Consider the following 20,526-nt stretch of genomic DNA (forward strand, 5'->3'; position numbering starts at 1 on the left):
CGTCCTGAAGGCTGGCAGCTTAATCCCTGATCCACCCAGGTCAAGTACTCAAATACCGCCCAATCAACGCAATCCCACTGGCCAGCACCAACCACGTCACCAACCGCACAAACGCCTCACGGGACATGCGCATCGTCAACCGGCGCCCGCACCACAGCCCCAGGGCCATCGCCGGCAACAGGCACACCGCCAACATCAGCAAGGGCAAATCGGCATACACGCCGGCGATCAGGAACAGGCTCAGGCGCACCACCGTGCTGCAACTGATCAACGCGCTTTGCGTGGCCCGCGCCGCGTCCTTGGGCAAACGGCTGTTCAGGTAGATCGCATATAAAAAGCCGCCGCTGCCGAACAACGCCCCGAACAAGCCGCCGACCGTCCCCATGGGAATCGACCAGCCCGCCGCCAACTGCGTGGGCCGCGCCTTCACCGCCAGGCTGTAGATCGCGTATGCGCTGATAAACAGGCCCATCAACAACAGCAGCAAGTCCGAATGCAGGTTGAGCAGAAACACCACACCCAATGTGCAACCAATCGCCATACACGGCAGCAGTCGCAGCAACTCCGGTTTGCTCACGTCCCGACGTGTTTGCAGCAAGCCACCAAAGGCTGCGACAAAATCCAACAAGACCAACAGTGGGATGATCTTCGACAACGGCATGAACAGAATCAGCACAGGCCCTGCCACCAGCGCCGTACCAAATCCGGCGATACCGAAAACGATATAGGCCACGACGATACCGAGGCCGATCACCAGCCACTCAACCGCGCCGAACGACCACTGGCCCATCAGCTCAACCACATTCATGGGCAATTCCTTGAAAGAGAATGCCGACACTTTAGTCATCCGTGAGCATTGCGCCAGTACGAAGGGGTGCGCTGGTAGAGCAATTCTGCCAAACCTTGCGCGAATGCCTATAAACTGCGGCCCATGATTAAAGATCCTTTTGCCCGACTGGGCCTGGACCGCGAAGTCCTGACTGTCAGCCAGCTCAACGGCCGCGCGCGGGTGTTGCTCGAAGACGTGTTCACCAATATCTGGGTTGAAGGCGAAATCTCCAACCTCGCCCGCCCGGCCTCCGGCCATGTGTATTTCACCCTTAAGGACAGCGGCGCCCAGGTACGTTGCGCGCTGTTTCGAAACAACGCGGCGCGTGTGCGTCAGGCGCTGAAGGATGGCCTGGCGGTGAAGGTGCGCGGCAAGGTCTCGTTGTTCGAGGGGCGTGGCGACTACCAGTTGATCCTCGACACCGTGGAGCCGGCGGGCGACGGCGCGCTGCGCCTGGCCTTCGATGCCCTGAAGGAAAAGCTCAGCGCAGAAGGCCTGTTCAGTGCCGAGCGCAAGGTGCCATTGCCGGCGCACCCTCGGCGCATCGGCATTATCAGTTCGCCGACCGGCGCGGTGATTCGCGACATCATCAGCGTATTCCGCCGACGCGCGCCGAACATTGAACTGACGTTGATTCCGACCGCCGTACAGGGCCGCGAGGCGATCGCGCAGATTGTGCGTGCGCTGAAACTCGCCGACGCCCGCGGCTTCGACGCGCTGATCCTGGCCCGTGGCGGCGGCTCGCTGGAAGACCTCTGGTGCTTCAACGAAGAAGCCGTGGCCCGCGCGATAGACGCCTGCGTCACGCCCATCGTGAGTGCCGTCGGGCATGAAACCGATGTGTCGATCAGCGATTTCGTGGCAGACGTGCGCGCGCCTACCCCGTCTGCCGCCGCTGAACTGCTGGCCCCGGACGCCAGCCACCTGGTGCGCCAAGTGGAGAACCTGCATCGCCGCCTGGTGATGTTGATGCGCAACCGCCTGAGCCACAGCCGCCTGCGCCTGGAAGGCATGGCCCGCCGCCTGCGTCACCCGGGCGAACGTCTGCGCCAGCAGGCCCAGCGCCTGGACGACCTGGACATGCGCCTGCGCCGCGCCTTCGAGCGCAGCCTCAATACCCGTCGCGAACGCTTGATCCGCCTGGAAACCCGCCTCGCCGGCCAGCACCCAGGCCGCCAGCTGGCCCTGCTGCGCCAGCGCCTGGACAGCCTCGCCGAACGCCTGCCCCGGGCCATGCGCGAGGGCCTCAAGGCGCGGCGCCTGCAGCTGCAAAGCCAGGTGCAGACACTGCAGGTGGTCAGCCCGCTGGCGACCCTCGGCCGTGGCTACAGCATCCTGCTCGACGAGCGCGGCCAGGCGATCCGCAACGCCGCGCAAACCCACACCGGCCAGCGCCTGACCGCGCGTCTCGGTGAGGGCCAACTGCAAGTGCGGGTGGAAGACAACCACCTGACACCCGTCACCCTTTCGTTACTGGATTGACCGATGCCACGTTTCCTCAGCCTGTTGATGCTCGTTTGCCTGACCTTCAATGCCCACGCCGACAGCTACATCACGCGCCTGTTGAACAAGCCGGTGCCCGGTGGCGTAGCGGTGGTGGACCTGGGGCCTGCGGCAACCGCGCCCAAGGCCACCTACCTGAACAGACCGGTGCTGGTGGTAAAAGAGCAAAACAACTGGCTGGCGATTGTAGGGATCCCACTGACGGTCAAGCCCGGCACCGAACGCATCGTCTACGGCGGGCAGCAACTGCCGTTCGTGGTGGGATTCAAGAAATACCCCGAGCAACGCATCACCTTGAAAAACAAAAGCCAGGTCAACCCGCAACCGGCGCAACTCAAACGAATCGAGGCCGAACTGGCCGTGCAGCTCAAGGCCTATCGCAGTTTCAGCCCGACTACGCCGAGCAACCTGCTGCTGGACAAGCCGGTCAACGGGCCGCTGTCGAGCAAGTTCGGGGTAAGACGTTTCTTTAATGGCGAGGAGCGCAATCCGCATTCGGGTCTGGATTTTGCCGTTGGCGCAGGTACGCCGATCAAGACCCCGGCGGCTGGCAAGGTGATCCTGACCGGCAACTACTTCTTCAACGGCAACACCGTGTTCGTCGACCATGGGCAGGGCTTTATCAGCATGTTCTGCCACATGTCGAAGATCGATGTGAAAGTCGGCGACCAACTGACGCGCGGCGCGGTGGTGGGCAAGGTCGGCTCGACAGGTCGGGCAACCGGGCCGCATATGCATTGGAACGTCAGCCTTAACGACGCACGGGTCGACCCAGCGATCTTCATCGGCGCTTTCCAGCCCTGAATGGCCCGATTGCGCAGCCAATAAAGGCTGCGCAATTAAAGTCAGTCACCGCCGAGTTTTTAGCCATAAAATCTCTATTCCTACGCGAATAGCAGAACTTATCTCAATTTTTCGCGACTGCTTGCCATCTTTCACCCCGACGGTTAGGGTTGGGCTTATGAAAACCTCTCACACCCTCATTCAGCTTCGTCAGCACCGCAGCCTGTGCCTGGTCAGCGCACGACTGCCAAGCTGAATCGATCTGCCTCGTCTTAAGCTTTATCCCCAATAACAGTTCTACGGCAGGCCGCCTTTTCTCGGCCCCTACAACAAAGGATTTCCCGATGAGCATGCTCAAAGACCCTTCTTCGAAATACCGTGCGTTTCCGATCATCGATATCCCGGACCGCACCTGGCCGTCCAAAACCATCACCACCGCGCCGATCTGGTGTAGCTCGGACTTGCGTGATGGCAACCAGTCGCTGATCGAACCGATGGACGCCGCGAAGAAGCTGCGCTTCTGGAAGACCCTGGTCGCCGTCGGCGTGAAGGAAATCGAAGCGTCCTTCCCGGCCGCGTCGCAAACCGATTTCGATTTCGTACGCACCCTGATCGAAGACAACCACATCCCCGAGGACACCACCATCCAGGTGCTGACCCAGGGCCGTGAAGACTTGATCGCACGAACCTTCGAATCCCTGCGCGGGGCCAAGAAAGCCATCGTGCACTTGTACAACGCCACTTCGCCGTCGTTCCGCCGCATCGTGTTCAACCAGGACAAGGACGGCGTCAAGGCCATTGCAGTCAACGCCGCCAAACTGTTCGTCAAATACGCCGCGCAGCAGCCGCAAACCCAGTGGACCTTCGAATACTCGCCGGAGACCTTCAGCGCCACTGAGCTGGAGTTTGCCAAGGAAGTCTGTGACGCGGTGATCGAGGTGTGGAACCCGACGCCCGAGCACAAGATGATCCTCAACCTGCCGGCCACTGTTGAGTGCGCTACGCCGAACATCTATGCCGACCAGATCGAGTGGTTCGGTCGCCATATCAACCGCCGTGACAGCGTGATCATCAGCCTGCACACCCACAACGACCGTGGCACCGGCGTCGCCGCCACCGAGCTGGGCCTGATGGCCGGCGCCGATCGTGTCGAAGGCTGCCTGTTCGGCAACGGCGAGCGTACCGGTAACGTCGACCTGGTCACCGTGGCGCTGAACATGTACACCCAGGGCCTCGACCCGCAGCTGGATTTCTCCGATATCGACGGCGTGCGCAAAGTCGTCGAGGAGTGCAACCAGATCCAGGTGCACCCACGTCACCCCTACGTTGGCGACCTGGTGCACACCGCGTTCTCCGGCTCGCACCAGGATGCGATCCGCAAGGGCTTCTCCCAGCAGAAAGACGATGCGCTGTGGGAAGTGCCGTACTTGCCGATCGACCCGGCAGACATCGGCCGCAGCTACGAGGCGGTGATCCGTGTGAACAGCCAGTCGGGCAAGGGCGGTATTGCCTACCTGCTGGAGCAGGAATACGACATCAGCCTGCCACGCCGCATGCAAATAGAATTCAGCCAGGTGGTGCAGGCTGAAACCGACCGCGTCGGCCTTGAAATGACCGCACCGCAGATCTACGCCTTGCTGCAACGCGAATACTTGCAGGCCAACACCCCGTACGCGCTGGTCAGCCATCGCCTGCAGGAAGAAAACGGCAACAGCTACGTCGAAGTGGAGGTCTCCGGCAAGGGCCAAGGCGAAACCAACCTGCACTGGAAAGGCAAAGGCAACGGCGCGCTGGAAGCGCTGGTGGCGGGCTTGCCGATTGGTGTGGAGATCATGGACTACAACGAGCACGCGATTGGGGCGGGTACCAACGCCAAAGCGGCGGCGTACATCGAACTGCGCGTAAATGGCGAGCGTCCGGTGCATGGCGTGGGGATTGATGAAAACATCACCACCGCGAGCTTCAAGGCGCTGTTCAGTGCGCTGAACCGCTCGCTGAGCCAGCAGGAAGCGAAAGCTGCGTAAGCACCAGCCCTGATCATTCCCACGCTCCGCGTGGGAATGCAGCCCTGGACGCTCTGCGTCTGCCCTTAAAGTCGTGACGCGGAGCGTCACAGGAGGCGTTCCCACGCAGAGCGTGGGGACGATCTAGTCCCCGATGGCGGTTCGTCAGACAAACTGAAAGCTATCGGCATCCAGGTTCGCCGGAAAGCGCGTGCGATACGCCGCCAACTCAGCCGCATCCAGCTTCACCTGAAACACCCCATCCGCCTCCCCCGCACTCAGCAACGTCTCGCCCTGGAAGTCCAGCACCTGGCTATCGCCGGTGTAGGCAAAACCCTTGCCGTCGGTACCCACCCGATTTACCGCAGCCACATAGCACAGGTTTTCAATAGCCCTCGCCGGCAACAGTCGATTCCAATGCTGACGCCGCGCCCCCGGCCAATTGGCGGTGTAAAGCAACAAGTCGGTGTCCTGGGCATCGCGACTCCACACCGGGAAGCGCAGGTCGTAGCAAATCAACGGCCGAATACGCCAGCCCTTCAACTCGAACTGCACCTGACGTTCGCCGGGGGTGTAGTGATCGTGCTCGCCGGCCATGCGAAACAGGTGGCGCTTGTCGTAATGCAGCACCTCACCGTCAGGACGCGCCCAGAGCAGGCGGTTACGGTGGCTGCCGTCCGCCGCCTGAATGATCACACTGCCCGTGATCACGGCGTTGTATTTCGCGGCCTGGGCCTGAAGCCAACGGTGCGTCGGGCCGTTTTCCGGTTCGGCCAGGGAAGCCGATTCCATGGAGAAACCGGTGGTGAACATTTCCGGCAATACAATCAGGTCGACGCCGCTGGCCTGCTCCAGCAACAGCTCGAAATGCTCAAGATTGGCCTGGCGGTCGTGCCACGCCAGGGTGGTTTGGATCAGGGCAATGTTCAGGTCTGGCAAGGCGCTCAAATCACGCATAGTTTTTCCGCCGCCTGTTGCAGCGTTTCCTCGCGTTTGGCAAAGCACAGGCGCACCAGGCGCTGGCCTTGGGGTGGGTTGCGGTAGAACACAGAGATAGGAATCGACGCCACGCCGTGTTCGCGGGTCATCCATTCGGACATGGCGACATCATCCAGGTCCGGGCGAATCCGGGAATAATCCACCAGTTGAAAGTAAGTCCCTGCCGATGGGCTGAAGCTGAACCGCGACGGCGCCAGCAACCGGCAGAACAGGTCGCGCTTGGCTTGGTAGAACGCCGGCAGCGCAGCCACGTGCTCCGGGTGCTCGGCCATAAAGTCGGCCAGGGCGTACTGCAACGGCGTCACGCCACAGAAACTGACGTATTGATGCACCTTGCGCAGTTCGGCAGTGAGGGCCGGCGGTGCAACCACATAGCCGGTTTTCCAGCCCGTGACGTGATAGGTCTTGCCGAACGAGCTGACCACGAACGCACGCGGGTACAGCTCCTCGTGGGCGAGCACGCTGACGTGGGGCACGTCGTCGAACACCAGGTGTTCATACACTTCATCGCTGAGCAGATAGATATCGCGCCCGCGAATCAGCTCGGCCAGTTGGTCCAGTTCCTCACGGCTGACCAGCGCGCCGCTGGGATTGTGCGGGGTATTGAGCACAATCATGCGCGTGCGCGGCGACAGCGCGGCCTTGATGCGCTCCAAGTCCAGGCTGAAATCCTGCAGGCCCAGCTGCACATGCACGCAGCGCCCGCCGGCCAGCTCTACCGAGGGCGCGTAGCTGTCGTAGCAAGGGTCGAAGATGATCACTTCGTCACCGTTGCGAATAACCGCCTGGATAGCGCAGAAAATGCCTTGGGTGGCGCCCGGCGTAATGGTTACTTCACGGTCGGCATCGACGCTGACACCGTAGCTGCGGGCAATCTTCGCCACCACCTGCTGGCGCAGCGCGGGCAAACCGCTCATCGGTGCGTATTGGTTATGGCCGTTGGCGACGTGCCGACCCACGGCGTCGAGCAAGTCTTGAGGGCCATTGAAGTCAGGAAAACCCTGGGACAGGTTGATTGCGCCGGTTTCGGCCGCCAACTGCGACATGCTGGTGAAAATGGTCGTGCCGACATTCGGCAGCTTGCTGGTGATCATGGGAGCGCCCCTCGGGTGAGCTGCAAGTTTTAAGCTTCAAGCTACAAGCTGGTCAACCGTCGCGCACAAAAAAGGGCTCGAACGGAGCCCTTTCTTGCAGCTTGTAGCTTACAACTTGGCGCTGCCGCTATTTCTTATCACGGCGCTTTTTATCGGCTTTCTTGTGATGCGTCATCATCCGACGCTTCTTGTTGACCTGGCGGTCGGTAAGGCTGTTCTTGTTGCCTTCGTATGGGTTCTCGCCGCCCTTGAACTCGATACGGATCGGCGTACCGACCAGTTTCAAGACACGGCGGTAGGTGTTTTCCAGGTAACGCACATAGGACTTGGGCACCTTCTCGATCTGGTTACCGTGGATCACGATAATCGGCGGGTTGGCACCACCCAAGTGGGCGTAACGCAGTTTGATGCGGCGGTTGTTGACCATCGGCGGCGCGTGCTCGCCCACCGCGTCTTCCAGGATCTGGGTGAGGCGGTTGGTCGGCCAGCGGGTGACCGCGGACTTGAACGAGTTCTGTACGGACGCGTAGAGGTTGCCCACGCCAGTGCCGTGCAGTGCCGAGATGAAGTGGATATCGGCGAACTCAACGAAGAACAGGCGACGCTGCAGCTCGATCTTGACGAAATCGCGCTCGCTCGGCGTCATGCCGTCCCACTTGTTGATCGCGATCACCAGCGCACGACCGGCTTCCAGGGCGAAGCCCAGCAGGTTCAGGTCGTGGTCCACTACGCCTTCGCGGGCGTCCATCACGAAGATCACCACGTTGGCGTCTTTGATCGCCTGCAGGGTTTTGACCACGGAGAATTTTTCAACTTCTTCGTGGATCTTGCCGCGCTTGCGCACACCGGCGGTGTCGATCAGCGTGTACTTCTCGTCGTTACGCTCAAACGGGATGTAGATGCTGTCGCGGGTGGTGCCGGGTTCGTCATATACGATTACCCGGTCTTCACCGAGCATACGATTGACCAGGGTCGACTTGCCGACGTTAGGGCGGCCGATGATGGCGATCTTGATACCGTCTTTTTCGCTCGGGCCAGGAATGCGCTTGGCTTCCTCGCCTTCGGCGACGATCTCCTCCTCACCCTCCTCTTCCTCATCGTCATCCTTGGGAAAGGTGCTGAGGGCAATTTCCAGCATCTGCGTGATGCCGCGACCGTGGGCACCGGCAACCGGGATCGCATCGCCCAGGCCCATCGGGCTGAATTCGGCACGGGCCGCCTCAGGATCGATGTTATCGATCTTGTTCGCGACCAAGTAGGAACGCTTGTTGCGCTTGCGCAGGTGCTCGCCAATCATCTGGTCGGCAGCGGTGTAGCCCGCACGGGCGTCCACCAGGAACAACACGACATCGGCTTCTTCAATGGCCAGCAGCGACTGCTCGGCCATTTTTTCATCCATGCCATGTTCGTCACCGGAGATACCACCGGTGTCGACAATAATGTAGGAGCGCCCTTGCCACTTTGCCTCACCGTATTGGCGATCACGGGTAAGACCGGACAAGTCGCCGACGATGGCGTCGCGAGTCCTGGTCAGGCGGTTGAACAAGGTGGACTTGCCGACGTTAGGTCGGCCCACCAGGGCAATTACGGGAACCATGCGGCTCTCCACTTCGTTATTTCAGAAAATACAAAAGCCGCTGCAGGGCAGCGGCTGGTGCTCGACTGTAGGAGCGAGCTTGCTCGCGAAAAACGCAAAGGCTCCGCGTTTGTTCAGACAGCACGCGTCATCGTTGACGATTTTTCGCGAGCAAGCTCGCTCCTACAGGTGAAGCTGCCAGAGGGCTAAGCCCCCAAGCATAGTTCTTACTTTATGGTCAGGGCTTCCAGCTTGCCGCTGTTGCCATACACATAAAGCATGTTACCCACCACCAGCGGACGCGCACGCAAGCCGTCGCTGTCGATACGCTCGCGACCTACAAAGCGACCGTCCACCTGGCTCAGCAGATGCAGGTAGCCTTCGAAGTCACCGACCGCTACGTAGCTGGAAAAGACTTCCGGGGCCGACAGTTGACGGCGAGCCAGGGAGTCGTTGCTCCACAGTGCAGTGGTAGAACGCTCGTCGACACTTTCAACGGTGCCGGACGCCAGGCTCACATAGACGCTGCCGAACCCTTGGGCGACACCGGCGTAGCTGGAAGCATCACGCTGCCAGTTGACCCGCCCGCTCTGCAGGTCCAGTGCCGCGACACGGCCCTGATAAGTGGCGACGTAGAGGGTCTCGCCGGACAGCAACAGGCCGCCGTCGATGTCCACCACGCGATCCAACTCGGAACGACCTTGCGGGATAGCTACGCGGGTTTCCCAGGCAGGCACGCCGTTCTGGGTATTCAGGGCGACCACTTTACCGGTCGACAGGCCCGCAACGGCCAGATTGTTGGTCACAATCGGACCGCTGGTACCGCGCAAAGTCAACACCGCCGGGGTGCTGTCGTACAACCAGCGCTGGTTGCCGGTAGTCGCATCCAGACCGATCACGCGGTCATCCTGGGTTTGCACCACGACGACATCGCCGTTGGTGGCAGGCGGTGCGAGGACTTCACTGGTCACGCGAGCGCGCCATTTCTCTTCACCGGTGCTGGAATCCAGGGCCACGACCTCACCCTTGAGCGTGCCGAGCATGACCATGCCGTAACCCACGCCTACGGCGCCGGAAACAGGCAACTCAAGGTCTTTCTTCCACTTCACGTCACCGGTCATGCGGTCCATGGAGGTCACGATGCCAGTGACGTCAGCGGCCACAATGTTGTCACCGTCAATTGCCGGTACCAGCATGTTGTAGGTTTCACCCTGACCGTCACCGATGGAGCGGCTCCACTGCTTTTGCAGGACCACTTCTTCCTTGAAGCTGGTCAGCTCCGCAGGCGGCAGTTCTTTTTTACTGTTGCTGCTGCAACCCGCGGCCAGAACGGCCAGAGCCAGCAATGCTGCATGTTTCCAACGGATCACGTCACGCATCCCCTTTGGCCAAGTCGTCCAGCTTGATTTGTAAGCCACCGACCGCCGCTTCATCAGACAGCGCCGCCTTGGCTTTTTGGTACGCAGCATTGGCTTCGTCGGTACGGCCCAATTGGACCAACAGGTCGCCCTTGAGCTCTTCGCGAGTGGCTACAAATGCCTTGTCAGCATCGCCGTCGAGCAGTTTGAGTGCTTCGTCAGCCTTGTTCTGTGCCGCCAACACCTGTGCCAGGCGCTGACGTGCGATTTCACCCAGGGTCGGGTTGGTCGGTTTGTCGGCGATGGCCTTGAGCTCAGTGGCTGCATCATCGAGCTTGCCGGTGTCGACCGCGACTTTCGCGACGAACAGGCTGCCGTACTGCGCGTAGGCAGTACCGCCAAATTCGTTCTTCAGCTTGCCGGCCAGGTCTGCCACTTGGGCAGGGTCGGGCTTGCCGTCCGGCGTCAGGGTAGTTTCCAGCAACTGCTGATAAACGATCGAGGCGCCCTGGGACTGGTTGGCCTGATACTTGGTCCAGGCCTGCCAGCCGAACACCACCACTAAAGCCAGCAGACCGCCAGTAACCAGGGGCTTGCCGTTACGCTGCCACCAGTCCTTGAACTCGGCCAGTTGCTCATCATCAGTACTCGACACCCCAATACTCCTTAATCGCTAAATTCGGCTGTTCGACAGCTTCAACCCTGCACGACGCAGGTGGCCAGGTGCGCAGCGAGCGCATCAAAGGCAATGTTCTGTTGTTCGCCCTGACCACGCAGGGGTTTGAAACCTATCACTTGCTGGGCCAATTCGTCATCGCCGAGGATCAGCGCATACAACGCGCCGCTCTTGTCGGCTTTCTTGAACTGGCTCTTGAAGCTACCCGCACCGGCATTGATCTGCAGACGCAGGTTCGGCAGCTGGTCGCGCACTTTTTCGCTCAGGGCCAACGCAGCCAGTTCGGCGGCCTCGCCAAAAGCACAAAGATACACGTCCACCTGACGGGAAATCTCTTCGGGCACTTGCTCCAGGGTCTCCAGCAGCAGGATCAGCCGCTCGATGCCCATAGCGAAACCCACGCCTGCGGTCGGCTTGCCGCCCATTTGCTCGACCAGGCCGTCGTAACGACCACCGGCACACACGGTGCCTTGGGCGCCGAGTTTGTCGGTGACCCATTCGAACACGGTCTTGCTGTAGTAATCGAGGCCGCGCACCAGCTTCGGGTTGATCACATACGGGATACCCGCCGCATCCAGGCGAGCCTTGAGGCCCTCGAAGTGCGTGCGGGATTCTTCGTCCAGGTAATCGGCCATTTTCGGCGCATCGACCAGCACGGCCTGGGTGTCGGCGTTCTTGGTATCAAGCACGCGCAACGGGTTGGTCTTCAGGCGGCGCTGGCTGTCTTCGTCCAATTTATCCAGGTGGGCAGACAGGTACTCCACCAGGGCGACCCGGTAGCGGCCACGGGACTCACTGGTGCCCAGGCTGTTGAGTTCGAGCTTGACCGCGTCGCGGATGCCCAACTGGCCCCACAGGCGCCAGGTCAGAACGATCAGTTCGGCGTCAATGTCCGGACCGTCCAGGTTGAAGACTTCACAACCGATCTGGTGGAACTGGCGATAACGGCCTTTCTGCGGACGCTCGTGGCGGAACATCGGGCCGATGTACCACAGTTTCTGGGTCTGGCCGCCACCGGTGATGCCATGCTCCAGCACAGCGCGAACGCACGCGGCGGTGCCTTCCGGACGCAGGGTCAGGGAGTCGCCGTTACGGTCTTCAAAGGTGTACATCTCTTTTTCGACGATGTCGGTCACTTCACCGATGGAGCGCTTGAACAGCTCGGTGAATTCAACGATCGGCATACGAATCTGCTTGTAACCGTAGTTATCCAGCAGGCGCGCGACCGTGCTCTCGAAATAGCGCCACAGTGGCGTCTGCTCCGGCAGGATGTCGTTCATGCCACGAATGGCTTGCAGAGACTTGCTCACATCAAATCCTTAAATTCGTTCAATCAGCCGCGAGCGATCAGCGCTGCATCAGCGGCGACCTTTTCGGCCGCTTTCTGGCGGATCAGCTTTTCCAGCTCATCCACCAGATTGTCATTCGTCAATTTCTGCGACGGCTTGCCGTCGATGTAAATCAGGTTCGGTGTACCGCCGGTCAAGCCCACATGCGCCTCTTTGGCCTCGCCCGGTCCGTTGACCACGCAACCGATCACCGCCACATCCAGCGGCACCAGCAGGTCTTCGAGACGCAACTCCAGGTCGTTCATGGTTTTCACCACGTCGAAGTTCTGCCGCGAGCAGCTCGGACAGGCAATGAAGTTGATGCCACGGGAACGCAAACGCAGGGATTTGAGAATGTCGTAACCGACCTTCACTTCCTCTACGGGGTCTGCCGCCAGGGAGATGCGGATAGTATCGCCAATCCCTTCGGCGAGCAGCATACCGAGACCCACCGCAGATTTCACTGTGCCTGAGCGTAAACCGCCCGCTTCAGTGATGCCCAGGTGCAGTGGCTGTACGATTTCCTTGGCCAGCAGGCGGTAGGCTTCTACGGCCATGAACACGTCGGAAGCCTTTACGCTGACCTTGAAGTCCTGGAAATTCAGGCGTTCGAGGTGTTCAACGTGACGCAGGGCCGACTCGACCAGCGCCGCAGGGGTCGGCTCGCCGTATTTCTTTTGCAGGTCTTTTTCCAGCGACCCGGCGTTAACGCCGATGCGGATGGGGATGCCGCGATCACGGGCCGCATCGACCACAGCGCGCACACGGTCTTCACGACCGATGTTGCCCGGGTTGATGCGCAGGCAGTCCACGCCCAGTTCGGCGACGCGCAATGCAATCTTGTAGTCGAAGTGAATGTCGGCAACCAGTGGCACCTTGACCAATTGCTTGATGCGGCCGAACGCTTCAGCAGCGTCCATGTCCGGTACGGAAACCCGCACGATGTCCACGCCAGCCGCTTCCAGACGATTGATCTGGGCGACGGTGGCGGCCACGTCATTGGTGTCGCTGTTGGTCATGCTCTGCACCGCGATGGGGGCATCGCCGCCCACCGGCACCGAGCCGACCCAGATCTTGCGCGATACGCGACGTTTGATTGGAGATTCGCCGTGCATGACTATTGTCCCAACTTGAGGCGAGCTGTCTCGCCACTGGTGAACGGCGCCACGTCCACAGGCTGGCCGTTGTAGGCCACTTGCGCGCCACGGGCGAAGCCCAGACGCAGCGTCAAAGGAGGCTTGCCGCCCTGGTCAAGCGTATCTCCCTTACGCTTGAGACCGCTGAACAGCACTTTGCCGTTGCCATCGGTGACTTGCGTCCAGCAGTCGGCAACGAAGGTGATCTGTACACGCCCGTCACCGGCGATCAATGCGGGCGTGGTGGGCGGCGAAATGGCGGGCGCAGCCGGTGCGGCCGGCGCTGGCGCCTGTGCCGGAGCGGCTGCTGCAGGGGCCTGGGTAACCGGCGCTGCTGGAGCCGGAGCGGGTACGGCCGCAGTCGCAGCAGGTGCGCTGCCGGCGTCTGGAGCCGGCTGTTCGACGGGGGCAGACGCTTGCGGCGCAGCTTGTGATTCGGCAACCGCCTGGTCTTCCGGCTCATCCAGCGGATGAATCTGGGTGGTGCCGTCGGCGCTTTCGACTTCGACGTGTTCCAGGGCGTTGCTGGTCAGGTCTTTATTGCGCTGGGAGGCCTGGTCTTGCCACCAGACGAAACCACCGCCGATCACCGCAACCAACAGCAACAGGCTGACGATGCGCAAAATCGTGTGGGAAACCCGAGTGGGCTCTTCGATACGCCCGAGGCCATGGACATTACTGCCCTGGGAGTCGGTGCCGGTGTACTGGTCGAACGCCTGGACCAACGCGGTCTGGTCGATGCCCAGCAATTTGGCATAGGCGCGGATATAGCCGCGGGCAAACGTGTGCCCAGGCAGTTTGTCGAACGCGCCAGCCTCGAGGTTGGCCAGGGAGGTGCTGGTCAAATTGAGCTTGAGGGCCACTTCCGCCAGCGACCAACCATTGCTTTCGCGGGCCTGACGCAAGGTCTCGCCTGGGTTGACGCGATTAGCTGCTACAACTTCCGGGTGCGCGGCTTTCATCATTGCTCCGACAGGTATTGCTGATATTCCGGCGTACCGGGATAGAGTCGTTCGAGTTGCTGGCCAAAACGTGCGGCCGTGTCGCGTTCTTCATGAACCGTCGCCAGGCGCACACCGAGCAACAGACTACGTGCATTGTGCCCGCTGAGCCGGCTGAAACGCTCGTAATAGTCGCGTGCCGGCACATAATGCCTGTCTTCGTAAGACAACTCAGCCATTTCAAGCAAAGCGCGTGGCTGGCGAGCGTTCAGGAGCAGGGCTTTTTCCAGTTGCTGGCGCGCAAGCTCGCGCTGGCCGAGGTGTACCGACGTCACCCCAAGGTTCTCGAAGACGCGCGAACGCTCAGGATAAAGGGTATCGGTACTGGCCTGCCGGAAATAAACGGCGGCCTGCTCATAACGCTTCTGCTCGAACAGGAAGCTGCCGTAGTTGTTCAGCAACCGGGCGTCGCCAGGACGGGAAGCCAGCGCCTTGGTGAAATACTGATCTGCCAACTCGGGCTCGGCCTGCGCCTTGAACACCAGCGCCAGCGCGGCATTGGCATCAGCATCATCGGCCTCCAGCTCGAGGGCCTTTTTCAAGGGCACCTTGGCCTGCTCGTTCATGCCTTGTTGCACATAGCCCAAGCCCAGTTGCACATAGGCCGCTCGCGCCGCGTCACGACCCTTGCCGGTTTGCAAAGGGCTGTCATGGCCCGATGAAACACAACCGGTCGCAAGACCGGTAACAAGCAACAGCAGCGCAAGGCGCAAGGGCATAGAGGTCCTCTCTCAGTTTCGATTTGCAGCGCTTTGCGGTGCATCGTCGGCGGCGCTCAACTCACGCACGGCGATGTAACGCTCACTGCGACGGGTGCGATCCAGCACCTGCCCTACCAATTGGCCACAGGCGGCGTCGATGTCTTCACCGCGGGTGGTGCGGACGGTGACGTTGTAGCCGGCCTGGTGCAGTTGATCCTGGAAACGGCGGATGGCGTTGTTGCTCGGCCGCTCGTAGCCAGAATGGGGAAACGGGTTGAACGGAATCAGGTTGATCTTGCACGGGGTGTTCTTGAGCAGCTCGATCATCTCGACCGCGTGCTCGACCTTGTCGTTGATGTCCTTGAGCATGGTGTACTCAATGGTCAGCACACGCTTCTCGCCCAAAGTCGCCATGTAGCGCTGGCAAGATTCGAGCAGCATCTTAAGCGGATACTTCTTGTTGATCGGCACCAATTGGTTACGCAATGCGTCATTCGGTGCGTGCAGCGACAACGCCAGGGAAACGTCGATGTGCTTGGCCAGCTCATCGATCATCGGGACCACGCCGGAGGTCGACAGGGTCACACGGCGCTTGGAAATGCCGTAGCCCAGGTCGTCCATCATCAGGTGCATGGCCGCAATCACGTTGTCGAAGTTCAGCAGCGGTTCACCCATGCCCATCATCACCACGTTGGTGATGGCACGGTCGACGGTCGCCGGGACGCTGCCAAAGGATTTGTTGGCAATCCACACCTGGCCGATGACTTCGGCGGCGGTGAGGTTGCTATTGAAGCCTTGCTTGCCGGTGGAGCAGAAACTGCAGTCCAGGGCACAGCCTGCCTGGGACGAAACGCATAAGGTGCCGCGCTTGCCCTGGGGAATGTACACGGTCTCGACGCAGCTGCCGGACGCCACGCGCACCACCCACTTACTGGTGCCATCGGTGGAGATGTCTTCGCTGACTACTTCAGGACCACGCACCTCAGCAATGGCCTTGAGCTTGTCGCGCAAGGCCTTGCTGACGTTCGTCATGGCGTCGAAATCGTCGACGCCAAAGTGGTGAATCCACTTCATTACCTGACCGGCACGGAAACGCTTCTCCCCGATTGAGTCGAAGAATTTCTCCATTTCCGGCTGAGTCAGACCCAGCAGGTTGGTTTTAACAGTCGATGTTGTCATGGATTCACCCTCACTCTTTAAGCCGATGCTTAGCGAGCGGTTACTTCGGTAGCTGCGAAGAAGTACGAGATTTCGCGAGCAGCAGCGGCTTCGGAGTCCGAACCGTGTACAGCGTTGGCGTCGATGGATTCAGCGAAGTCAGCACGGATGGTGCCGGCAGCAGCTTCTTTAGGGTTGGTAGCGCCCATCAGCTCACGGTTCAGAGCGATAGCGTTTTCGCCTTCCAGAACCTGAACAACAACAGGACCGGAGATCATGAAGGCAACCAGGTCGCCGAAAAAGCCACGAGCGCTGTGCTCAGCGTAGAAGCCTTCAGCTTCAGCCTTGGACAGTTGCTTGAGTTTCGAAGCTACAACCTTCAGGCCGGCTTTTTCGAAACGAGTGGTGATCTCGCCGATGACGTTTTTTGCAACAGCGTCAGGCTTGATGATGGAGAAAGTACGTTGAACAGCCATGGTGTAACTCCAGAAACGGTAATTTACGAAAAATTAAACCCGCGAATTATACGCGGGTTATTGGGTATTGCCTAACTGCGTAAAAAGGCGGCTCAGTCGTCTGCTTCTTCGATCCACAGACCTTGAATCGCCTCCAGAACCTTTTCGCCACCCCGGTCCGGGATGTCATCGAATTCCGGCAGCGCCATCACGAGGTTGCGCAGCTTGACGAAGTTCACTGTCAGAGGATTGACCTCAGGATGAGCTTCAGCAAGTTGTATAGCGATTTCTTGTACATCAACCCATTTCAGGCTCATGACATTTCCTTGAATCAATGCGGCGCTTCGGCCGCATGGTTGAGCGAATATTTCGGGATTTCGACCGTAATGTCTTCAGTGCCGACCTTGGCCTGACAGCTCAGGCGAGAAGTCGCTTCCAGGCCCCAGGCGCGGTCAAGAAAGTCCTCTTCCAGCTCATCGGCCTCTTCCAGGCCGTTGAAGCCTTCGCGGATGATGCAGTGGCAGGTGGTGCAGGCACACACACCGCCGCAGGCGCTTTCGATCTCGATATGATTGTCGTGGGCGACTTCAAGAATGGACTTGCCGGTCTCAGCCTCCACGACCATACCGTCCGGGCAATGCTCGGCGTGTGGCAGAAAAATGATCTGCGGCATCAGTTAATCCTCAAGTTCATTCAGGTTGCGGCCCGCCAGGGCGGCTTTTACCGACTGGTCCATACGACGGGCGGCAAAGGCATCGGTCACTTGCGACAGACGCTTGGTCTGCTGCTCGATGGCGTAACCATCGGTGCCTTTCATGAGTTCGGCCAGCTCCTGCATCTGCAGGTCGATGACCATGCGCTCTTCGGCATCCAACAGGCGCTCGCCGTCAGCCTCAAGGGCGCCCTGCACCGCTTCGAGCAGGCGCTGGGCGTCGACTTGCTGCTCACGCAACACACGGGCGACCTTGTCGTCGCTGGCATATTGGAACGAGTCCTTGAGCATCTTGGCGATTTCGCCGTCAGTCAGCCCGTAGGACGGCTTGACCTGGATGCTGGCTTCAACGCCTGAGGCCAACTCGCGCGCAGCCACGCTGAGCAGGCCGTCGGCGTCCACCTGGTAGGTCACGCGAATCTTCGCCGCGCCCGCAACCATGGCCGGGATACCGCGCAATTCAAAGCGCGCCAGGGAGCGGCAGTCGCTGATCAGCTCGCGCTCGCCTTGCAGCACATGGATCATCATGGCCGTCTGGCCATCTTTGTAGGTGGTGAAGTCCTGGGCGCGGGCGACGGGAATGGTGGTGTTGCGTGGAATCACCTTTTCCATCAGGCCGCCCATGGTTTCCAGGCCCAGGGACAACGGAATCACATCAAGCAGCAGCAATTCGCCACCATCGCGCTTGTTGCCGGCCAGGGTATCGGCCTGGATCGCAGCACCAATTGCGACGACTTGGTCCGGGTCGATTTCAGTCAACGGCTGGCGGCCAAAGGCTTGGGCGACGGCTTCACGCACGCGCGGAACACGGGTGGAACCGCCCACCATGACCACGGCACCGACGTCTTCCAGTTCGATACCGGAATCTCGCACCGCGCGGCGGCAGGCTTTCAGACTGCGGGCGACCATGGGCTCGATCAACGCATCGAAGGCTTCGCGCGTCAGTTGGGCCGACCAGGTGCCGTAGGAAACTTCAACAGTTGCAGCATCCGTCAGCGCTTCCTTGGCGGCGCAGGCGGTTTGCAGCAGGCTGCGCTGTGCACCTGGGTCCAGGTCGGCAGACAAGCCCGCACTGCTGATAATCCAGCTCGCGATGGCGTGATCAAAGTCGTCACCGCCGAGGGCGCTGTCGCCGCCGGTGGCCAGCACTTCAAAGACGCCGCCGGTCAGGCGCAGGATTGAAATATCAAAGGTGCCGCCGCCCAGGTCGTAAATCGCGACCAGGCCTTCAGCATGCTGATCCAGGCCGTAAGCCACAGCAGCCGCAGTCGGCTCGTTGAGTAGGCGCAGCACGTTCAGACCGGCGAGTTTCGCCGCGTCCTTGGTGGCTTGGCGCTGCGCGTCATCGAAATACGCCGGAACGGTGATCACCGCACCGACCAGTTCGCCGCCCAAGGTGGTTTCCGCACGTTGGCGCAGCACCTTGAGGATATCGGCTGACACTTCCACCGGGCTTTTCGGGCCTTGGACGGTGTCGATGAACGGCATATGGGATTCGCCGCCGACAAAGCGGTACGGCAGCTGGTCGCCCAATTGCTTGACGTCGGACAACCCACGGCCCATCAAGCGCTTGACCGACAGCACGGTGTTCAAGGGGTCGGTAGACGCTGCCAGCTTGGCCGACTCGCCCACTTCGATGCGGTCGGCGTGATAACGCACGGCGGATGGCAGGATCACCTGGCCATCGGCATCGGGCAGTGGCTCGGAAAGGCCGCTGCGCAAGGCAGCGACCAGGGAATTGGTGGTGCCCAGGTCAATCCCGACCGCCAGGCGACGCTGGTGCGGTTGAGGGCTTTGGCCGGGTTCGGCGATTTGCAGTAGAGCCATGGTAATCAGGTCTTATCTGTCTATCAGGCGTGCATCACGGGCAGCACTGGGTTAATCGTCGAGGCGCTCTTCTAGCTGGCGCACTTCGTAGGTGAGCTTGTCGAGAAACTGCATGCGCCGCATCAGGCGCTCGGCCTGCTCGCGTTGCGCCGCATCATCCCAACAGGCTGCGAAGCTTTCGTTGAGCTCATCCTGGGCGGTTTTCAGACGCCGCTTGAAGACCGCGACTCCAGCCACATCGGCTTCGTCCTGCAACTCTTCAAGTTCTTCGCGCCACTGCATCTGTTGCATCAGGAAGTCCGGGTCATGCACGGTGACTTCCATCGGCAACTCACCGCCCTTCATCGCAAGCAAATAACGCGCGCGCTTGGGGGGGCTTTTCAGCGTCTGATAGGCTTCGTTGAGGCTGGCCGATTGCTCCAGCGCCAGGCGTTGCTCACGCTCGGAAGCGTCAGCGAAACGGTCCGGATGCACGCCACGCGCCAATTCTCGGTAGCGCGTGGCAAGCTGCTCGAGGTCCAGCCGAAAGCTCGGTTGCAACTCGAATAAAGCGAAATGACAAGGAGTACCCACAAGAAGCCTCAGATGTTGAAGCTTTCGCCGCAGCCACATTCACCGCGTACGTTGGGGTTGTTGAACTTGAAGCCTTCGTTCAACCCTTCCTTGACGAAATCGAGCTCGGTGCCGTCTAGGTAGGTCAGGCTCTTTGGGTCGATGATCACTTTCTCGCCGTGACTTTCGAACACCTGATCCTCTTCAACCACCTCGTCGACAAACTCCAGCACGTAGGCAAGGCCGGAACAGCCCGTGGTGCGAACCCCCAGACGAATCCCCTCACCTTTACCGCGCCCATTCAGGGAGCGGCGAATGTGCTGCGCAGCCGCTTCTGTCATGCTGATAGCCATCGTTGACTCCTTACTCGTCGCCAAATACTTAAATCAAGCCTTTCTTCTGCTTGTAGTCGCGAACGGCCGCCTTGATGGCGTCTTCGGCGAGTACCGAGCAGTGAATTTTCACCGGCGGCAGGGCCAGTTCTTCGGCCAGCTGGGTGTTGCTGATAGTGACAGCCTCATCCAGGGTCTTGCCTTTCATCCATTCGGTCGCCAGGGAGCTGGAGGCGATGGCCGAACCGCAGCCGTAGGTCTTGAACTTGGCGTCTTCGATAACGCCAGCGTCGTTGACCTTGATCTGCAGGCGCATCACATCGCCGCACGCCGGAGCGCCAACCATGCCAGTGCCGACATCAGGATCTTCCGCGTTCATCTTGCCGACGTTGCGCGGGTTTTCGTAGTGGTCGATGACCTTTTCGCTGTAAGCCATGGTACTGAATCCTCACTCATCAGGGCCGCTCTGGAACCCTGTAGAAACGCCTGCGTTTTCCGCCACG

21 protein-coding genes are annotated in these 20,526 nt (G+C 60.4%); 3 read left to right on the forward strand and 18 right to left on the reverse strand.

The genetic code is table 11. The features are described 5' to 3' along the window. Window positions 1-40: 40 nt before the first annotated feature. The gene (locus C4J91_RS22295; RefSeq protein WP_124364283.1) at window positions 41-808 is read right to left on the reverse strand and encodes a sulfite exporter TauE/SafE family protein; all 768 of its coding nucleotides are present in this window, start codon (window positions 806-808) and stop codon (window positions 41-43) included. 123 nt (window positions 809-931) lie between these two features. Between C4J91_RS22295 and xseA the strand changes: the two genes are divergently transcribed. The 3 genes from xseA to leuA all read left to right on the forward strand — a co-directional run bounded on the left by xseA (window position 932) and on the right by leuA (window position 5,139). Beyond that, window positions 932-2,311 carry an exodeoxyribonuclease VII large subunit gene (gene xseA / locus C4J91_RS22300; protein WP_124364284.1) on the forward strand — a complete coding sequence of 460 codons (1,380 nt, stop codon included), beginning with the start codon at window positions 932-934 and terminating at the stop codon, window positions 2,309-2,311. A 3-nt stretch (window positions 2,312-2,314) separates the two neighbouring features. Next, the gene (locus tag C4J91_RS22305) at window positions 2,315-3,136 is read left to right on the forward strand and encodes a peptidoglycan DD-metalloendopeptidase family protein (protein ID WP_124364285.1); all 822 of its coding nucleotides are present in this window, start codon (window positions 2,315-2,317) and stop codon (window positions 3,134-3,136) included. A gap of 323 nt (window positions 3,137-3,459) precedes the next feature. Beyond that, a complete protein-coding gene (leuA, locus tag C4J91_RS22315) occupies window positions 3,460-5,139 on the forward strand; it encodes a 2-isopropylmalate synthase (protein WP_124364287.1) in 1,680 nt (559 codons plus the stop codon). 144 nt (window positions 5,140-5,283) lie between these two features. Here leuA and C4J91_RS22320 read toward each other — a convergent pair whose 3' ends face one another. The 17 genes from C4J91_RS22320 to iscU all read right to left on the reverse strand — a co-directional run bounded on the left by C4J91_RS22320 (window position 5,284) and on the right by iscU (window position 20,459). Next, complete coding sequence (locus C4J91_RS22320; protein WP_124364288.1) at window positions 5,284-6,075, reverse strand: amidohydrolase; 792 nt, start codon at window positions 6,073-6,075, stop codon at window positions 5,284-5,286. Then, window positions 6,063-7,211 (reverse strand): pyridoxal phosphate-dependent aminotransferase, encoded by a 1,149-nt coding sequence (locus C4J91_RS22325; RefSeq protein WP_124364289.1) that lies wholly within the window; start codon window positions 7,209-7,211, stop codon window positions 6,063-6,065. The genes C4J91_RS22320 and C4J91_RS22325 overlap by 13 nt, the downstream gene beginning before the upstream one ends. Window positions 7,212-7,338: 127 nt before the next feature. Beyond that, window positions 7,339-8,808: a ribosome biogenesis GTPase Der gene (der, locus tag C4J91_RS22330; RefSeq protein ID WP_124364290.1), complete on the reverse strand. Its 1,470-nt coding sequence runs from the start codon at window positions 8,806-8,808 to the stop codon at window positions 7,339-7,341. Window positions 8,809-9,014: 206 nt separating this feature from the next. After that, window positions 9,015-10,166, reverse strand: coding sequence for an outer membrane protein assembly factor BamB (gene bamB, locus C4J91_RS22335; protein ID WP_124364291.1), 1,152 nt, complete (start codon window positions 10,164-10,166; stop codon window positions 9,015-9,017). Then, complete coding sequence (locus tag C4J91_RS22340) at window positions 10,159-10,800, reverse strand: YfgM family protein (protein WP_124364292.1); 642 nt, start codon at window positions 10,798-10,800, stop codon at window positions 10,159-10,161. Before C4J91_RS22340 ends, bamB begins: the two co-directional genes overlap by 8 nt. Window positions 10,801-10,841: 41 nt before the next feature. Continuing rightward, a complete protein-coding gene (gene hisS, locus C4J91_RS22345) occupies window positions 10,842-12,131 on the reverse strand; it encodes a histidine--tRNA ligase (protein WP_124364293.1) in 1,290 nt (429 codons plus the stop codon). Between the two features lie 23 nt (window positions 12,132-12,154). Further along, window positions 12,155-13,264: a flavodoxin-dependent (E)-4-hydroxy-3-methylbut-2-enyl-diphosphate synthase gene (gene ispG / locus C4J91_RS22350; protein ID WP_122720285.1), complete on the reverse strand. Its 1,110-nt coding sequence runs from the start codon at window positions 13,262-13,264 to the stop codon at window positions 12,155-12,157. Between the two features lie 2 nt (window positions 13,265-13,266). Further along, the gene (locus tag C4J91_RS22355) at window positions 13,267-14,247 is read right to left on the reverse strand and encodes a RodZ family helix-turn-helix domain-containing protein (protein WP_124364294.1); all 981 of its coding nucleotides are present in this window, start codon (window positions 14,245-14,247) and stop codon (window positions 13,267-13,269) included. Next, window positions 14,247-15,005 carry a type IV pilus biogenesis/stability protein PilW gene (gene pilW, locus C4J91_RS22360; RefSeq protein WP_124364295.1) on the reverse strand — a complete coding sequence of 253 codons (759 nt, stop codon included), beginning with the start codon at window positions 15,003-15,005 and terminating at the stop codon, window positions 14,247-14,249. Before pilW ends, C4J91_RS22355 begins: the two co-directional genes overlap by 1 nt. A gap of 12 nt (window positions 15,006-15,017) precedes the next feature. Next, window positions 15,018-16,166 carry a 23S rRNA (adenine(2503)-C(2))-methyltransferase RlmN gene (rlmN, locus tag C4J91_RS22365; protein WP_124364296.1) on the reverse strand — a complete coding sequence of 383 codons (1,149 nt, stop codon included), beginning with the start codon at window positions 16,164-16,166 and terminating at the stop codon, window positions 15,018-15,020. Window positions 16,167-16,195: 29 nt separating this feature from the next. Further along, window positions 16,196-16,621, reverse strand: coding sequence for a nucleoside-diphosphate kinase (gene ndk / locus C4J91_RS22370; protein ID WP_003175956.1), 426 nt, complete (start codon window positions 16,619-16,621; stop codon window positions 16,196-16,198). A gap of 92 nt (window positions 16,622-16,713) precedes the next feature. Then, entirely contained in the window at window positions 16,714-16,917 is a 204-nt protein-coding gene (iscX, locus tag C4J91_RS22375; protein WP_124364297.1) for a Fe-S cluster assembly protein IscX, read from the reverse strand. A gap of 14 nt (window positions 16,918-16,931) precedes the next feature. After that, the gene (gene fdx / locus C4J91_RS22380) at window positions 16,932-17,273 is read right to left on the reverse strand and encodes an ISC system 2Fe-2S type ferredoxin (RefSeq protein WP_124364298.1); all 342 of its coding nucleotides are present in this window, start codon (window positions 17,271-17,273) and stop codon (window positions 16,932-16,934) included. A gap of 3 nt (window positions 17,274-17,276) precedes the next feature. After that, on the reverse strand, window positions 17,277-19,139 hold the full coding sequence (gene hscA, locus C4J91_RS22385) for a Fe-S protein assembly chaperone HscA (protein ID WP_124364299.1): 1,863 nt from the start codon (window positions 19,137-19,139) through the stop codon (window positions 17,277-17,279). A 51-nt stretch (window positions 19,140-19,190) separates the two neighbouring features. Beyond that, window positions 19,191-19,712, reverse strand: a complete 522-nt coding sequence (gene hscB / locus C4J91_RS22390; RefSeq protein WP_014719822.1) for a co-chaperone HscB — start codon at window positions 19,710-19,712, stop codon at window positions 19,191-19,193. Window positions 19,713-19,720: 8 nt separating this feature from the next. Continuing rightward, a complete protein-coding gene (iscA, locus tag C4J91_RS22395) occupies window positions 19,721-20,044 on the reverse strand; it encodes an iron-sulfur cluster assembly protein IscA (protein ID WP_003209680.1) in 324 nt (107 codons plus the stop codon). A gap of 28 nt (window positions 20,045-20,072) precedes the next feature. Further along, window positions 20,073-20,459 carry a Fe-S cluster assembly scaffold IscU gene (gene iscU / locus C4J91_RS22400; protein ID WP_003175965.1) on the reverse strand — a complete coding sequence of 129 codons (387 nt, stop codon included), beginning with the start codon at window positions 20,457-20,459 and terminating at the stop codon, window positions 20,073-20,075. Window positions 20,460-20,526: the final 67 nt, after the last annotated feature.

Origin of the sequence: Pseudomonas sp. R3-52-08 (assembly GCF_003851745.1) — a bacterium.
Taxonomy (GTDB): Bacteria; Pseudomonadota; Gammaproteobacteria; order Pseudomonadales; family Pseudomonadaceae; genus Aquipseudomonas.

Excerpts from the sequence above, each read along its gene's own strand:
- C4J91_RS22295 (WP_124364283.1), bottom strand. The coding sequence starts at position 808 with ATGAATGTGGTTGAGCTGATGGGCCAGTGGTCGTTCGGCGCGGTTGAG.
- xseA (WP_124364284.1), top strand. The coding sequence starts at position 932 with ATGATTAAAGATCCTTTTGCCCGACTGGGCCTGGACCGCGAAGTCCTG.
- C4J91_RS22305 (WP_124364285.1), top strand. The coding sequence starts at position 2,315 with ATGCCACGTTTCCTCAGCCTGTTGATGCTCGTTTGCCTGACCTTCAAT.
- leuA (WP_124364287.1), top strand. The coding sequence starts at position 3,460 with ATGAGCATGCTCAAAGACCCTTCTTCGAAATACCGTGCGTTTCCGATC.
- C4J91_RS22320 (WP_124364288.1), bottom strand. The coding sequence starts at position 6,075 with ATGCGTGATTTGAGCGCCTTGCCAGACCTGAACATTGCCCTGATCCAA.
- C4J91_RS22325 (WP_124364289.1), bottom strand. The coding sequence starts at position 7,211 with ATGATCACCAGCAAGCTGCCGAATGTCGGCACGACCATTTTCACCAGC.
- der (WP_124364290.1), bottom strand. The coding sequence starts at position 8,808 with ATGGTTCCCGTAATTGCCCTGGTGGGCCGACCTAACGTCGGCAAGTCC.
- bamB (WP_124364291.1), bottom strand. The coding sequence starts at position 10,166 with ATGCGTGACGTGATCCGTTGGAAACATGCAGCATTGCTGGCTCTGGCC.
- ispG (WP_122720285.1), bottom strand. The coding sequence starts at position 13,264 with ATGCACGGCGAATCTCCAATCAAACGTCGCGTATCGCGCAAGATCTGG.
- C4J91_RS22355 (WP_124364294.1), bottom strand. The coding sequence starts at position 14,247 with ATGAAAGCCGCGCACCCGGAAGTTGTAGCAGCTAATCGCGTCAACCCA.
- pilW (WP_124364295.1), bottom strand. The coding sequence starts at position 15,005 with ATGCCCTTGCGCCTTGCGCTGCTGTTGCTTGTTACCGGTCTTGCGACC.
- rlmN (WP_124364296.1), bottom strand. The coding sequence starts at position 16,166 with ATGACAACATCGACTGTTAAAACCAACCTGCTGGGTCTGACTCAGCCG.
- ndk (WP_003175956.1), bottom strand. The coding sequence starts at position 16,621 with ATGGCTGTTCAACGTACTTTCTCCATCATCAAGCCTGACGCTGTTGCA.
- iscX (WP_124364297.1), bottom strand. The coding sequence starts at position 16,917 with ATGAGCCTGAAATGGGTTGATGTACAAGAAATCGCTATACAACTTGCT.
- fdx (WP_124364298.1), bottom strand. The coding sequence starts at position 17,273 with ATGCCGCAGATCATTTTTCTGCCACACGCCGAGCATTGCCCGGACGGT.
- hscA (WP_124364299.1), bottom strand. The coding sequence starts at position 19,139 with ATGGCTCTACTGCAAATCGCCGAACCCGGCCAAAGCCCTCAACCGCAC.
- iscA (WP_003209680.1), bottom strand. The coding sequence starts at position 20,044 with ATGGCTATCAGCATGACAGAAGCGGCTGCGCAGCACATTCGCCGCTCC.
- iscU (WP_003175965.1), bottom strand. The coding sequence starts at position 20,459 with ATGGCTTACAGCGAAAAGGTCATCGACCACTACGAAAACCCGCGCAAC.